Source organism: Aquamicrobium sp. LC103, from assembly GCF_001014615.2.
Classification (GTDB): domain Bacteria; phylum Pseudomonadota; class Alphaproteobacteria; order Rhizobiales; family Rhizobiaceae; genus LBCQ02.
On sequence record NZ_LBCQ02000002.1, the window covers coordinates 555,882 to 569,629 of the forward strand.

The following is a 13,748-nucleotide window of genomic DNA, read 5'->3' on the forward strand; positions in this document are numbered from 1 at the left end:
GACGGAGGACTCAGCGAGATGCGGGCAGGCACGCGCGGTAGGCCTCCTCGACCTGTCGCGCCATCACGCCGGCGCCGAAGCGCGCCCTCAGCGTTTCCGCGCCTGGCATCAGGGCGGCGAAGGCGCTTTCGTTTTCGAGCGCTGCCACCATGGCCTCGGCGATCGCGGCGGGCGAGGGGGCGACCATGGCCGGGGAGCCGGCCTCGAATATCTCCGGAATGCCGCCGACCGCGGTCGCGATCATCGTCTTGCCGGCTGCCAGCGCTTCCAGCACGATGTAGGGCATCGCTTCCGCCCGTGAGGGAACGACGATGACGCGGCCATGGGAAAAGCCCTCCCGCGCCTGCATTGGCGCCAGGAAGGTGACGCGCGGCCCGAAACCCAGCCGCTCGGCCTGATCCTTGTATTTTTGAAGGTCGCCGCCGTCGCCGATCATCACCGCGGAAAGGGAACGGCCGGTCTCCTTCTCGGCCAATGCCAGCGCGTCGAGAAATATATCCGGCCCCTTCAGATCGCGCATCATGCCGATATAGAGGAAGTCGGCCGCGTCGCCACGCGGCATGACGGGTTCGAACTCGGGCTCGCGCAGGCCGTTATAGACCAGGCTGCTCGCGGTGCGGGGCTCGCCGATCTTGGCGTGGAAGGTGCGCCGTTCGTAATCGGAGACGAACAGCAGATGGTCGGTCGCGAGCTCCAGCGCGCGTTCGATGCCGAAAAACACCTTTCCCGCCATCGACCGGCGATCGTAGTGCAAAACCCCGCCGTGAGGGGAATAGAGGCGGGCGACGCGAAACCTGGATACCCGCAGGAGTGAGCCGAAAAGACGCACGAGCATTCCGCCCTTGGCGCCGTGTCCGTGCAGAACGTCCGGCTGCAATTCCTTGATATATTTATATGTTCGCCAGGCGACGGCGAGGTCGCCGGGCCCGATATGACGTTGCATCGGCAGGCGGCGCACGCCCAGCGCCAGCATGCCATCCATGCCGCGGAAATAGCGCTCCTCCAGTTCTCCGCCGGTGGAGGAATCGCAGATGATGCCGACCTGGTGCCCTGCCGCCGCCTGCGCCTCGGTCAGATCGCGCACATGGCGGAATATGCCGCCCACGGGGGAGCGGAAGCAGTGGACGATGCGCAGGCCGGTGGTCAAAGTCGCGCAGCTTCTTCTGGTCAGAACAATCGTTCGCGCACGAAGATCGTGTCGCCGGGAAGCAGCGGATCGGAGATCACGACCCGGCCCGTCATCACCTTGCCGTTGATGTCCCGGGTGACGTCGACGTCGGCCTGCTGCGCTCTCGGGCTGAACCCGCCGGCGGCGGCGATAGCCTTCTGCACCGTCATGCCGGGCACGTAGGAATATTGTCCTGCCGCGCCGACTTCGCCCATGACGAAGATCGGCCGGTAGCGATCGATCTCGACCGAAACGTCGGGATCGCGCAGGTAGCCGTCGCGAAGCTTGGTCGCGATCTGGCCTTCCATCTGCTGGGCGGTGTAGCCGCGCGCCGCCACGGCTCCGACCAGCGGGAAGGAGATGTAGCCGGACTGGTCGACGGAATAGGTGTTGGTGAGCGATTCCTGCTCGAAGACGGTCACCCGCACGCGGTCGCCCGCGTCGAGCATGTAAGGTTGGTTCAACGCCTCGTGAAAGGCAGGCGGGGCAGGGCGATAGCTGGAGCAGCCGACCTGAAGGAGCGCGGCGCATATCGCAAGGGCAGCGGCTGTTGAGCGTTTTTTCACCGGACGAGAACCTTCGACATGAATGCGGCCAAGCCACCGCATTGCTGTGCCCTGTTATCGTCCTGTTAAGGTTAATGCCGGGTAAAGGCGTGCCTGGACGAACGCACTTATACCTCTCGGTACCGGATTTAAGACTTCATTAGGGAAGAACAACGCCGTGTTACTTCCGCTTTAACCGCGCGGTTACCATGGTCGTTTACCATAGCTCCGATCGAGTATGGGGTTGAATCGGATGTCTGGTGCACGGCCTTCGGCAAGCGACGTTGATGTTGATCTCGGGCGGCTCTTCGGCAGCCTGCTGCGCAATTGGCTGCGCATCGTCGTGGTTGCGCTGTGCGTCACCGCGATCGCCTACATGCTTGCCTCGATGGCGACGCCGAAATACCGGGCTGAAACCCGCATCCTCATCGAAACCCGCGAATCCGTATTCACCCGTCCGCAGGGAACCGGCGAGAACGAACGGCCGATCCTCGACGAGGAGGGGGTCACCAGCCAGGTCGAGGTGATCTCCTCGGCCGACATCCTCCGCGACGTCGCGCGCAAGCTGAACCTCGCCGAGCGCGAGGAGTTTTCCGGCGGCCAGATGTCGACGGTCGGCCGGCTGATGGTTCTGCTCGGCCTGAAGTCGGATCCTTCGCAGGCCTCCGTCGAGGAACGCGTCCTGAAGGCATTGCGCGAGGACCTCAACGTCTACCGGGTAGAGCGGTCGCGCGTCATCGTCGTGGGATTTTCCTCGGCCGATCGCGAGCTTGCCGCCGCGGTGCCCAATGCGGTGGCCGATGCCTATATCGCGGTGCAGGAGGAGGCGAAGCGGCTTTCCAATTCGGACGCGACCGAATGGCTGGAGCCGGAGATCGCCGATCTCGGCCAGCGCGTGAAGGATGCCGAGGCGAAGGTCGCCGACTTCCGCGCCAAGTCCGACCTGCTGGTCGGCCAGAACAACACGGTGCTGGCGACGCAGCAGCTTGCCGAGCTTTCTAGCGAACTGACCCGCGTGCGCGCCGGTCGCACGGCCGCCGAAGCCAAGGCAGCCGCGATCCGCGACGCGCTTGCGTCAGGTACGTCGATCGACACGTTGCCCGAGGTGATGGCGTCGGCCATGGTGCAGCGGCTGCGCGAACGGCAGCTCCAGATCGAGGCGGATATCGCCGACCTTTCCACCTCGCTTCTGAGCAACCATCCGCGTATCCGCGCGCTCAACTCGCAGCGCGGCGAGGTGAGCGGCCAGATCAGGCGGGAGACGCAGAAGGTGCTCGCAGGCCTCGAGACGGAGGCCGAAAGCGCCAAGGCGAGCGAAGCCCGCATCCTCGGCGAGCTCGACGTGCTGAAGGCGGCCTCCGCGCGAGCGGGCGAGGAGGAAGTGGAACTGCGCGCCCTGGAACGCGAGGCCGCCGCCCAGCGCGCGCTGCTCGAATCCTACCTGACGCGCTATCGCGAGGCGGCCTCGCGGTCCGACCGCAACTACCTGCCGGCCGATGCGCGCGTCTTCTCGCGCGCCACCGCGCCGTTCGAGCCATATTTCCCGAAGGTGCTGCCGATGTCGGCCGCCGCTTTCGTCGGCGCCCTGCTGGTCATGGCGGTGATCACGCTGCTGCGCGAGCTTTTCAGCGGGCGCGCGATGCGCCCGGCGGCGGGTGCCGAATTCCTCATGGTGGAGGAAGTGCGCATGCCGGCTGTGGCGGCGCAGGCGGAGCCCGCGGCGGCGACGGAGCCGGTTTCGCCCGAACCCGAGGCAATGGCGGAAATCGAGGAGCCGGCCGAGGAAGACGACGCGGCCGCGTTCCAGCCGGAAGCCATCGATTTCCAGGAAGAAGAGGTTGGGTCCGCCGGCGCGCCGCATGCCGGCCTCACCGTCGAGGCTGCTGCCGAACGGCTCATTTCCGGCGGCACCGCGCGCGCCGTCTTCATCTCGCCGGAGGGCGACGAGGCGACTGCCGCCTCCGTCATGGTCGCGCGTGAAGTCGCCGACGCGGGTCTTCGCGTCCTCTTCCTCGACCTGACCTATTCGGGTGCGGCGTCGGCCTCGATGCTGGAGAGCTCCTATTATCCGGGCATCACCAATCTGCTGGCCTCGGAGGCGCAGTTCGCCGACATCATTCGCGGCGACCTCTATTCCGATTGCCACGTGATCCCGGTCGGCACCGCCGACCCGGCCGTCGCCATGCGCGCGATCGACAGGCTGCCGATCATCATGAGCTCGCTGACGACCGCCTACGATGTCGTGGTCGTGGAATGCGGTCCGACAGACGCCGAGGGAATCGGCCGCGTGGTGGGCGAGGGGACGGAGGTTCTTGTCAGCTACATCGAGCCTGACGAGGAGACGATCGCGAACCTCACGGCCAATCTCGCCGCGGGCGGCTATGCCGATATCCTGATGGTGACGCCAGTCGGGCATACACCGCCTCCGGCGCCGGAAGGCCGCTCGGCGGCGTAGTCTATTCGGTCGGCTGGTCGGAGGTCCGGCCGGCCACTCCCTTGCGCAGCCGCTTGACGAACGACCAGAGACGTTCGTTCGATTTGACGAAGCCGACGATGCGCGAGCGCAACCGGCTCGCCTGCCGCAGGGCGGCGCCCTTGGCGCTGAGTGCGACGAAATTGTCGAACTGCCAAGTCTCCAGATCGCACCAGCTACGCTTGTAATCCTCGTCGCCGACGCTGAAATCGTAGATCGCCGCGCCGCTTTGGCAGGCCTGTTCGACATTCGAATAATCGAGGAAAAAGCCGGGGCTTGCGTTGATCAGCTCATCCTCGCGAATGCCGCCGAAATCGCAGATGACGCGGTCGCTCCCGATGCTGAGTCCGTTCACGGCCCGCAGCACGCCACCGACTTCGACTGCATGCAGGACGAAGGGCGGCGAGGGCTCGGCGAGGGCGTCGCGGAAAAGGGCGTGGAAGAACGCTTTGATCTCCGGTGCTGCGAATACGTCCGGAATGCCCTTCTTGCGAAAGCGCTCGGCTTTCATCACGAAGAATTCGGAAAGCAGCCGCTCGGTCTCGCCGGGCGTCGCCGCCTCGATCAGCCGGTGGCCGCCCGCTTCGTCGAACTTGCGCAGCGCCAGGCGGTATTTCTTGCGCTTGCGCTTGCCGCTCGCACGCTCCAGCAGCGCGTCGAAACCGCCGTCGAGGTCGGCGGCCAGCGACACGTTGGGGCTGCGACCTTGCGGAAGCAGCATCAGCGGGTTTCGAAGTCCTCCTTGCCCGTGGTTCTGCCGATGCAGCTCGACGATGTCGATGTCGGGCCTGGCGTCACGTATGGCGTCCATCAGCATGTCGAGATCGGCGCTCGTGAGCGAAGCCGCGGCTTCCGCCAGGACGGCCGGGAAATTGCCGTTGGCGTGATCGCCGCCCATGAACCTCGCGATGCGGAAAGGTCCCTTTCTCACCACTTCGAGCGCCAGCATCAGTGCCGGGCGCCCGTCGAGGGACAGGGCGAGGACCAGCCCGTCCGCGGCGGTGGCCTTCACCCATGCTTTGATCCAGACCGGGTGCTGCGTCGGCGCGAGAACGGCCGTCCCGCAGAAATCGGCGTAGCGCTCGAGCGCGGCTGCGTCGGCGGGCGCCGCGGTGGCGCTCGTGCTGCCGCGCATCGCGATCGGCTTGGCGCCTCTCGTCGCGGGCATGCGCTCAACGGCGGTGGTCACGTCAACCATCCCTCAATCCTTCACGCCTATGGTTCAACGGCCCGGCGGGTGGGCAAAAAACGAGGCACGAGGCGACTTTAGGGCGAAAAGGTGAATCAATGATCGACAGGCGCGAAACCCTGCGCAAGCTGGCCCTTCGGGCGGCAGGCTATTCGGGAATAGCGCCGTTGGCCGCGCCCTTTCTCTCCGGTCTCGGGGCCATCCTGATGCTGCATCGGGTGAATGACGGACCCGCGTCGCCGATCGGATTGAACAGCCATCTGAGCATCACGCCGCAATTCCTGGACGAGCTCATCCGCGACATGAAGCGCGCCGGCTATGCCTTCGTCCCTCTCGACGAGGTGGTTGAGCGGCTGCGTGGGGGCGGTGGCGCCAAATTCGCCGCGATCACCGCCGACGACGCCTATCTCGACAATCTCACCGACGCGCTGCCCGTCTTCGAGGAGCACGACGCGCCCTTCGCCGTCTATGTCGCGCCCGGCCTCATCGACGGCGATGTCCTGCCATGGTGGGAAGTGATCGAGGACCTGGTCGCAGCCAGGGAGCGCATCGAATTGCCCTCGCCCGCGAAGGGAACGACGCTGGAATGCGGGACGGTGGACGAAAAGCGCGTCGCCGCCGCCCGCTTGCTCGCCTTCTTCACCTCGCAAATCGTCGAGACCGACCACCAGCGCATGCTCGAGGCGCTCGGCGCGCGGCCGGACGACGAAAGCGGACGGCGTTTCATGTCGTGGGAGGAAATCCGGCGACTTGCGGAACATCCGCTCGCGACGATCGGAGCGCACACGGTTCATCACTACAATCTGAAGCGCCTCGACGCCGACCTTGCGCTTCGCGAGATGACGGAGTCGGCGCGGCTCATAGGAGAGAAGATCGGTCGTCGCCCGCGTCATTTCGCCTATCCCTACGGATACGCGGCAGCCGTCGGCGAGCGCGAGGTGGCGCTGGCGCGAGAGGCGGGCTTCGCCTCCGCCGTCACCACGCGCCACGGCCTGTTGCAGGCCGCCCACGCACAAGCGCTTCACGCGCTACCGCGCCTTTCCGTCAACGGCCGCTATCAGGATCTGGCGTTCATGCGAACGATGCTTTCCGGCATCACCACGCCGCTGGCCAATTCCGGCAGGAAGGTAGTGACGGTATAGGGCGGACCGTCTGTGGAACTATCCGATCAAGTGGCGCAAAATTCCCGCCGAGGTCACTCCCATGAGCACTGTCGGCAGCATCGACAGCCGCGTCGCGGCGAGCAGCGTTACGGCAAGCGCCATGAGGTCGGCGGGCCTGTCGGAAACGAAGACGGGCGCGATCACCGAGATCAGCACGCACCCGGGCGCCGCTTCCATGACGGCGGTCGCGCTCGGGCCGAGCGTACGGTTGCGCAGGACGAGATAGCCTCCGATCCGCGTGAGATAGGTGACCACGGCCATCAGGGCGATGGTGAGGAGGTTGACGGGATCGATCATGCTTCACCCGAGAGCCAGTAGGCGGCCGCGAGGCCGGACAATGTGCCGGCGGCGACATACCAGGCGCCGGGGACGACGAGATGGGTGACGGCGGCGACGGCGAGGCTGACGAGCCAGGGGCGCGCCGCCGCGATCCCCTTCCACATGCCGGCGAGCAGCACCAGGAACACCGCGGGAAACGCCATGTCGAAGCCATAGGCTTCGATGTCGCCCAGCATCGGGCCGAGCACCGCGCCCAGCGCGGTGAAGACGACCCAGGCGACGTACATGGCGATCGACGCTCCCATGTAGTAGCGGAGGCTGAAGGCGGGATGGCCACCCGCCAAGGTGCGTTTCCTTGCATCGGAAAGCCCGAGCGCCCAGCTCTCGTCGCACATCATGAACAGCGCCGGAAACACCTTGCGTTTGGGCAAATGGCGCAGGAACGGCGCCAGTGCAGCGCCCATCAGCAGGTGCCGGCTGTTCACCAGGAAGGTGATGGCGACGATGAGCAGGACGTGAGGCGGCGAGGTCCACAGCTGGATGGCGGCGAATTCCGAGCCGCCGGCGAAGTTGAGCCCGGTCATCAGCGGCACCTCGACCGCGCTCAGCCCTTTCTGCGCGGCCTGCGCGCCGAGCAGCAGCGCATAGGGAACCGTGCCGAGGAGAACCGGCACGCAGGAGGCGACCCCGCGCCGGAATTCGGCGCCGGCCGTCGCTTTGTCTGTTTGCCGTAGGTAAGGTTGTGAAATGCTCATATGTGCCGCTGGCGCGCCTTGGGGCGGCCCTTTCCCGTCGATCGGTTTTCGATGATGTTGCGAGGCAACATATCCAAACCGGCCCGCAATTTGTTTGCGAAGATTTGCATTTTGGACGGTACGGTGGCATTGGATGCCATAAAAGAAAAATTTATTGGAATTTGAAGCCAATGAAGCTCGATGACATCGACAAGCGCATCCTGCGGGCGCTGCAGCGCGACGGGCGGCTGCCCAACAACGAGCTTGCCACCGAGGTGGGCCTGTCCGCGTCGCCTTGCCTCAGGCGCGTGAGGCTGTTGGAGGAGGCCGGCGTGATCGACCGTTACGTCGCGGTGCTCAATCCGGCCAAGATCGGCAAGGGACAGACCTTTTTCACGCGCATCTGGTTGAAGGCACAGGACGAGGACACGATCGAGCACTTCGCGGCCGAGGTGGCCAAGCTGCCGCAGGTGCTGGAATGCTATCTGATGCTAGGCGATTGCGACGCGATGGTGCGCGTGGTGGCGGCTGGCATCGACGAATACCGCCGGTTCCAGTCGGAGCATCTGAGCCGCATCAAGGGCGTGCAGAACGTCAAGACGGACGTCCCGAGCCAGACCATCAAGCAGACCTCGGAACTGCCGCTCTGAACTGGCCGCCGCTATCCCGCGCGCGTCCGCGGCGGCTTCAGCATCCATTTGATGATGACCATCGCCGGCAGCACCCACAACAGCCCGGTCAGGAAGAAATAGGCGAGATGGACCAGCGGGCCGGACTCGGCAAGCTGCGCCACCGCGACGATCGTTGCGATGATCGCGTAGACGATGACGAGCAGCACCAGAAGCACGGTGCCGATGAGCGATTTCAGTCTTACCGGCATGTCTTGTTCCTTCTCCGCCCCACATAGACCCTGCGGCGCGGCAGCGCAAATCCGTTGTCTACCCTCGCTACGGCGGCGCGACGGCATGTCGCGCGGCTCTCGGCCTTGAATTGGCCCGTTCGATGGTCCACCACTCACCGCAACTTCACCTGCAGGACATTCAGGAAATGACAGCGCCGTCCATGCCGCTTTCCAGGCCCGTCGAGGCCAAAGAACGGGAGGAGCGTAACAGGCTCTATGTGAGGGCGTGGCTCTATGTCGTGCTGGTGGTGCTCCTCGCGCTGTTCCTTGTCGGCGGGGCGACGCGGCTGACCGGTTCCGGCCTGTCGATCACCGAATGGAAGCCGATCCACGGCGTGATCCCTCCGCTGAACGAGACCGAGTGGCACGAGGAATTCGACAAGTACCGTCAGATTCCGCAATACGAGCAGATCAACAAGGGCATGTCGCTCGACGAGTTCAAGACCATCTTCTGGTGGGAATGGGCGCATCGCCTGCTCGCGCGAGGGGTCGGCTTCCTGGTCGCGCTGCCGCTCGCCTTCTTCTGGCTGACGGGTCGGCTCGAACGGCATTTGAAGCCGAAACTGCTGGGCCTCCTGGCGCTGGGCGGGCTGCAGGGCTTCATCGGCTGGTGGATGGTGGCGTCCGGCCTCTCCGAGCGCGTCAGCGTCAGCCAGTACCGGCTGGCGACGCATCTCGTGCTCGCCTGCCTCATCTTCACGGCGACGATGCTGGTCGCGCGCGGCCTGGCGCCGCATTCGGGCGGTCCCGCCCGGCCGCGCACGCGCCGTTTCGCGGGCTGGCTGCTGGTGCTCGTGCTCCTGCAGATCTATCTGGGCGCGCTGGTCGCCGGGCTCCACGCCGGGCTTTCCTTCAACACCTGGCCGCTGATGGACGGTCGCGTCTGGCCGGACGGGCTCCTGACGATCGAACCCGTCTGGCGCAATTTCTTCGAGAATCCGAAGACCGTGCAGTTCATGCACCGGCTGGGCGCCTATCTTCTCTTCGTCGTCTCGCTGTGGCACGTGGTGGCTGTGTGGCGCGAGGAGCCGGGCACGCCGCACGCGCGCCGTGCGATCCTGCTCTTCCTTCTGGTGCTGGCGCAGGCCGTTCTCGGCATCGTGACGCTGGTCATGGTCGTGCCGCTTCATGCCGCGCTGACCCATCACGGCTTCGCCATCATCGTCCTCGGCTTCGCGGCCGCGCATTGGCGCGGCACCAAGGGCGCTTATCCGCTGCCGACCGGGATCGAAGTCAGAAATTGAGATCGCGCACGGCGCGGATGGCGGCGGCTATTCCGAGCTCCCGGCCTTCGTCGTGGCCGTTGGCGTCCTCGCGGTGCCATGCCGCCGAAAGGCACCCATAGGCTATCGCGAAGTCGAGCAGGCGGCGCGGGTGCTGTCCGAGCGTTCTCGAAAACACCTCCGCCATGTGGGCGATACGCTCCGGATCGAGGCACAGATCGTCGCGCTCGAGCGGGTTGTAGAACATATTGGCCGCGTCGAAACCCGGATCGCCATATACCCCCTTCGGATCGATGGCGAGCCAGCCGCGCGCGCCATGCATGATGTTTTCATGGTGGAGGTCGCCGTGCAGCGGGTGAAGCTCGTGCGGATCGTCGAGAAGCCGCTCGGCAATCTCCGCCGCTTCGACATAGATGGTCCGGTTCCCCAGATCCCGGTCGGCATTGGCCGCCTTGAAGAGGCTCGCGAAGCGTTCCCGCAGCGGCTGCAGGTCTGGCGGAACCGGATGTTCGGAGGGTGAGAACAGTCTTGCCATCACCTCGGCCGCGATTTCCGTCGCCGCCGCGTCGCCTTCCTTGTCGAGGACGTGCGAAAGCATGGTCTCCCCGGCATATTCGAGGAGCATGCGATGGCCGTCGAGGTCGAGCAGCCGCACCAGGCCTTCGCCGCGCCGCCAGGCGAGCAGATGCGCGCCGCGCAATTCGTCCTCGACGTCGTCGAACGGCTTCAGGTCCTTAACGACCGCAGGGCTGCCGTCGGCGAGGCGCACCTTCCAGATGCGGCTGCCGAAGGTCTCGGCGATGAGGGTCGGCGCGCTGACGTTCCAGCGGCGCGGGAAGACGGGCTGGTCCATTGTTTCATCCTGAAAGCGGAAGCCCGGTCGAGGCAACCTTGCAGGCTAACGGGCGAGCATCAGGTCCATGTTCTGGACGGCCGCGCCGGAAGCTCCCTTGCCGAGATTGTCAAGAACGGCGACGAGGTTCGCCTGGTCCTTGCCTTCGGTGCCGAACACCATGAGCTTCATGCGGTCGGTGTCGTTGAGCTCGGTCGGGTCGATGCGGGCGAGCTTCGCGCTTTCGGCGAGCGGCACCACCTCGACGACGTCCTGGCCGGCATAATGGCCCTCGAGCGCGTGGTGCAGGTCGGCGAGCGATGCATTGCCGTTGAGGTCGGCGAGATGCAGCGGCACCTGCACGATCATACCCTGGGCGAAGCGTCCGACGCTCGGCGCGAAGATCGGCGCGCGGTCGAGCAGGCCGTGCATCTTCATCTCCGGAACGTGCTTGTGGGTGAGCGTCAGACCGTAGAGGAAATGCGGGGCGTCGATGCGGTCCGGGTTTGCCGGATCCTCCATCTGGGCGATCATCTGCTTGCCGCCGCCCGTGTAGCCGGAGACGGCGTTGACGCTGACCGGATAGTCCTTCGGGAGAATGCCGGCCTGCACCAGTGGCCTGATCAGGCCGATCGCGCCGGTCGGGTAGCAGCCGGGATTGGCGACGAAACGCGCGCCGGCGATCCGTTCGCGCTGTCCGGCATCCATCTCCGCGAAGCCGTAGGCCCAGTCCGGAGCGACCCGGTTGGCGGTCGAGGTGTCGATGACGCGCGTCGAATTGTTGCCTTCGAGCAGGGAGACCGATTCGCGCGCCGCGTCGTCCGGCAGGCACAGGATCGCGATGTCAGCGCTTCTCAGCATGTCGGCGCGGATGTCGCGGTTGCGCCTCTCGGCCTCCGGAATGGAGAGGATTTCGAGGTCGTCGCGCCTGGCGAGTCGTGTCCTGATCTGCAGGCCCGTGGTGCCGTGTTCGCCGTCGATGAAGATTTTCGGTTTCATTGGGATCAGCCGTTCAAAATGTCGAGAAAACAAATGGTTCGCCCGCGTCGCGGAATCAACCCGCGAAGCGCTTGAATCGCCTTGTCATCGTCGCGCCAGCTTTTCGGCCAGCAATCCCAGATAGTGCATCGCAACCGTCGCGCCCGCTATCGCCGTGATGTCGGCATGGTCGTAGGCCGGCGCGACCTCTACCACATCGGCGCCGACGACGTCGAGACCGCCCAATTGCCGGAGCACGGAAAGCATCTTGGCCGAGGACGGGCCGCCGGCGACCGGCGTTCCCGTGCCCGGCGCGAAGGCGGGGTCGAGGCAGTCGATGTCGAAGGTGACATAGGTCTTCTTGCCGCCGGTGCGCTCGAGGATCGCATAGGCGATGTCGGAAGCGCGCATTTCCTCGACCTCGTGGCCGTGGATGATCTTGATGCCGAAATCCTCCGGCGCGTGGGTTCGGATGCCGATCTGGATCGATCGCTCGGGGTCGATGATGCCGTCGCGCGCCGCCCGCGCCACGAAGGAGCCGTGGTCGATGCGCTTGCCGTCGTCGAACCAGGTGTCCTGATGCGCGTCGAACTGGACGAGCGCGAGCGGTCCGTGAACGGCGGCATGCGCCTTGAGCAGAGGCCAGGTGACGAAATGGTCGCCGCCGAGCGACAGCAGGAAGCCGGCCTGCTTCAGTATCTTGCCCGCCTCGCGCTCGATCGCCGCCGGCGTCTTCTGATGGTTGCCGTAGTCGAGCAGGCAGTCGCCATAGTCGACGACCGCCATTGCGTCGAACAGGTCCATGTCGAACGGATATTGCGGGTCGACATCGGAAATCGCCGAGGCGCGGCGGATCGCCTGCGGGCCGAAGCGGGCGCCGGGCCGGTTGGATACTGCGGCGTCGAAGGGGATGCCCCAGACCACCGCGTCCGCATCGCGCACATCCTTCGAATATTTGCGCCGCATGAAGGAGAGCGCGCCGGCATAGGTCGGTTCGGCTTCTGATCCAACGGCTTTGCGCGCGGTGAAGGCGCGGTCGATGGCGTTTGAAGGCATGGGATCGGACTCGCTGCTGGTGGGTGCCCTCTTATTCGATATTCCTTCCCGAAATGCGACAGTTTTTTCCGACAGCTCCGGAGCCGGCGGGTTTCATCCGGCTGTCATCGAGCGGGGGTATCGCTTCGCCAGTTCGATAAATCGGGGAGCGATTCCGATGCGCAGCCTCCTTCTCGGAGCGGCTTTCGCTGCACTTTCGTCGATCCTGCCGGCAACGGCTTTCGCGGATACCACACGTGTCGAACTGATCAGGGAAAGGTTGGAAAACGCCAACCAGTGGCGCGACCATGTGATGGTGGTTGCCCATCGTGGCGGCGGAACCGACAAATGGCGCTCCCGCTTTCCCGAAAACTCCGTCGCCGCCGTCCGCAATGCGATCGATCTGGGCGTCGAGATGGTCGAGCTCGACATCCAGGCCTCGAGCGATGGCGAATTCGTCGTCTTTCACGATTCCTGGCTCGATCGCAGCTCCACATGCAAGGGCCGTCTCGCTGAACGGACCCTGGCGGAGCTCAGGCGCTGCAAGCTCGTGATCGAGGCGAACGGAGGAAGCGCTACCGAGGAAGCCATTCCGACGCTCGCCGAGATGCTCGCCGTCACCAAGGATCGCATCCTCGTCAACATCGACAACAAGCTCGACACCGAGGCGCTTCCCGCGATCGTGGAGGTGGCGCGGCGCATGGGCATGGCGGACCAGCTTGTCATCAAGGCCAATCTGTGGAGCGCGGAGCGCGTCGCGGAGATGAAGGCGGTGCTCGGCCGGATCGGCGACGACGTGATCTTCATGCCGATCATCGCCGACGACGCGGTGCGGGACGCCAAATTCCTCGAGATGGCGACCAGCGCCTTTTCGGCCAAGGCTGTGGAACTGATAAGCTGGCACAAGGCCGGAACGCCGATGACCGCCGACGGCGGGCCGCTGTTCGGCCCGAAGGCGAGGGCGGTGGCAAGCCGCGGCGACTGGCACCTGTGGGTCAACACCTATGCGATCGCCAACAAGCCGGGCGGCATGCTGGCGGGCGGCCGCGGCGACGAGCTCGCGACGCTCGCGAGCTTTCCCGACGAGACCTACGGCTTCTGGGTGGATCGCGGCGCGACGCTGATCCAGACCGACGAGCCGACCGCGCTCGTCGAATGGCTGACCGAGAACGGTTTTCGCGTTCCCTATTCCCTGACGAACTGAGAAGATACCTCCGCAAAAGCAAAA

At 65.3% G+C, this 13,748-nt stretch carries 14 protein-coding genes; 5 read left to right on the forward strand and 9 right to left on the reverse strand.

Annotation, left to right across the window (positions count from 1 at the left end; translation table 11 throughout):
- Positions 1 to 10: 10 nt before the first annotated feature.
- Together XW59_RS06155 and XW59_RS06160 are read right to left on the reverse strand one after the other, a co-directional pair.
- A complete protein-coding gene (locus tag XW59_RS06155) occupies positions 11 to 1,147 on the reverse strand; it encodes a glycosyltransferase (protein WP_047143833.1) in 1,137 nt (378 codons plus the stop codon).
- A 20-nt stretch (positions 1,148 to 1,167) separates the two neighbouring features.
- Positions 1,168 to 1,776: a polysaccharide biosynthesis/export family protein gene (locus XW59_RS06160; protein WP_047143834.1), complete on the reverse strand. Its 609-nt coding sequence runs from the start codon at positions 1,774 to 1,776 to the stop codon at positions 1,168 to 1,170.
- A gap of 190 nt (positions 1,777 to 1,966) precedes the next feature.
- On the opposite strand from XW59_RS06160, the gene XW59_RS06165 reads away from it, so the two are divergent.
- Positions 1,967 to 4,168, forward strand: coding sequence for a Wzz/FepE/Etk N-terminal domain-containing protein (locus tag XW59_RS06165; protein ID WP_047143835.1), 2,202 nt, complete (start codon positions 1,967 to 1,969; stop codon positions 4,166 to 4,168).
- A 1-nt stretch (position 4,169) separates the two neighbouring features.
- Here the strand turns inward: XW59_RS06165 and XW59_RS06170 are convergent, their stop codons facing one another.
- Positions 4,170 to 5,375, reverse strand: a complete 1,206-nt coding sequence (locus tag XW59_RS06170) for a GNAT family N-acetyltransferase (RefSeq protein WP_170990099.1) — start codon at positions 5,373 to 5,375, stop codon at positions 4,170 to 4,172.
- 98 nt (positions 5,376 to 5,473) lie between these two features.
- On the opposite strand from XW59_RS06170, the gene XW59_RS06175 reads away from it, so the two are divergent.
- A complete protein-coding gene (locus tag XW59_RS06175; protein ID WP_047143837.1) occupies positions 5,474 to 6,517 on the forward strand; it encodes a polysaccharide deacetylase family protein in 1,044 nt (347 codons plus the stop codon).
- An 18-nt stretch (positions 6,518 to 6,535) separates the two neighbouring features.
- On the opposite strand, the gene XW59_RS06180 is transcribed toward XW59_RS06175, so the two are convergent.
- Positions 6,536 to 6,835 (reverse strand): AzlD family protein, encoded by a 300-nt coding sequence (locus tag XW59_RS06180; RefSeq protein ID WP_047143838.1) that lies wholly within the window; start codon positions 6,833 to 6,835, stop codon positions 6,536 to 6,538.
- On the reverse strand, positions 6,832 to 7,572 hold the full coding sequence (locus XW59_RS06185) for an AzlC family ABC transporter permease (RefSeq protein ID WP_047143839.1): 741 nt from the start codon (positions 7,570 to 7,572) through the stop codon (positions 6,832 to 6,834). The genes XW59_RS06180 and XW59_RS06185 overlap by 4 nt, the downstream gene beginning before the upstream one ends.
- A gap of 170 nt (positions 7,573 to 7,742) precedes the next feature.
- On the opposite strand from XW59_RS06185, the gene XW59_RS06190 reads away from it, so the two are divergent.
- Positions 7,743 to 8,201: an Lrp/AsnC family transcriptional regulator gene (locus XW59_RS06190; protein ID WP_047143840.1), complete on the forward strand. Its 459-nt coding sequence runs from the start codon at positions 7,743 to 7,745 to the stop codon at positions 8,199 to 8,201.
- A gap of 11 nt (positions 8,202 to 8,212) precedes the next feature.
- Here XW59_RS06190 and XW59_RS06195 read toward each other — a convergent pair whose 3' ends face one another.
- Positions 8,213 to 8,431, reverse strand: a complete 219-nt coding sequence (locus tag XW59_RS06195) for a DUF2842 domain-containing protein (RefSeq protein WP_047143841.1) — start codon at positions 8,429 to 8,431, stop codon at positions 8,213 to 8,215.
- A gap of 167 nt (positions 8,432 to 8,598) precedes the next feature.
- On the opposite strand from XW59_RS06195, the gene XW59_RS06200 reads away from it, so the two are divergent.
- Positions 8,599 to 9,696 (forward strand): COX15/CtaA family protein, encoded by a 1,098-nt coding sequence (locus XW59_RS06200; protein ID WP_136067968.1) that lies wholly within the window; start codon positions 8,599 to 8,601, stop codon positions 9,694 to 9,696.
- Here XW59_RS06200 and XW59_RS06205 read toward each other — a convergent pair.
- The 3 genes from XW59_RS06205 to speB form a co-directional block, all read right to left on the reverse strand.
- Complete coding sequence (locus tag XW59_RS06205) at positions 9,686 to 10,528, reverse strand: aminoglycoside phosphotransferase family protein (RefSeq protein WP_047143843.1); 843 nt, start codon at positions 10,526 to 10,528, stop codon at positions 9,686 to 9,688. The two genes, XW59_RS06200 and XW59_RS06205, sit on opposite strands and share 11 nt — an antisense overlap.
- 45 nt (positions 10,529 to 10,573) lie before the next feature.
- Complete coding sequence (gene argC / locus XW59_RS06210; RefSeq protein ID WP_047143844.1) at positions 10,574 to 11,506, reverse strand: N-acetyl-gamma-glutamyl-phosphate reductase; 933 nt, start codon at positions 11,504 to 11,506, stop codon at positions 10,574 to 10,576.
- 84 nt (positions 11,507 to 11,590) lie between these two features.
- Positions 11,591 to 12,541 carry an agmatinase gene (speB, locus tag XW59_RS06215; RefSeq protein ID WP_047143845.1) on the reverse strand — a complete coding sequence of 317 codons (951 nt, stop codon included), beginning with the start codon at positions 12,539 to 12,541 and terminating at the stop codon, positions 11,591 to 11,593.
- A gap of 157 nt (positions 12,542 to 12,698) precedes the next feature.
- On the opposite strand from speB, the gene XW59_RS06220 reads away from it, so the two are divergent.
- A complete protein-coding gene (locus tag XW59_RS06220) occupies positions 12,699 to 13,724 on the forward strand; it encodes a glycerophosphodiester phosphodiesterase family protein (protein ID WP_047143930.1) in 1,026 nt (341 codons plus the stop codon).
- Positions 13,725 to 13,748 lie beyond the last annotated feature (24 nt).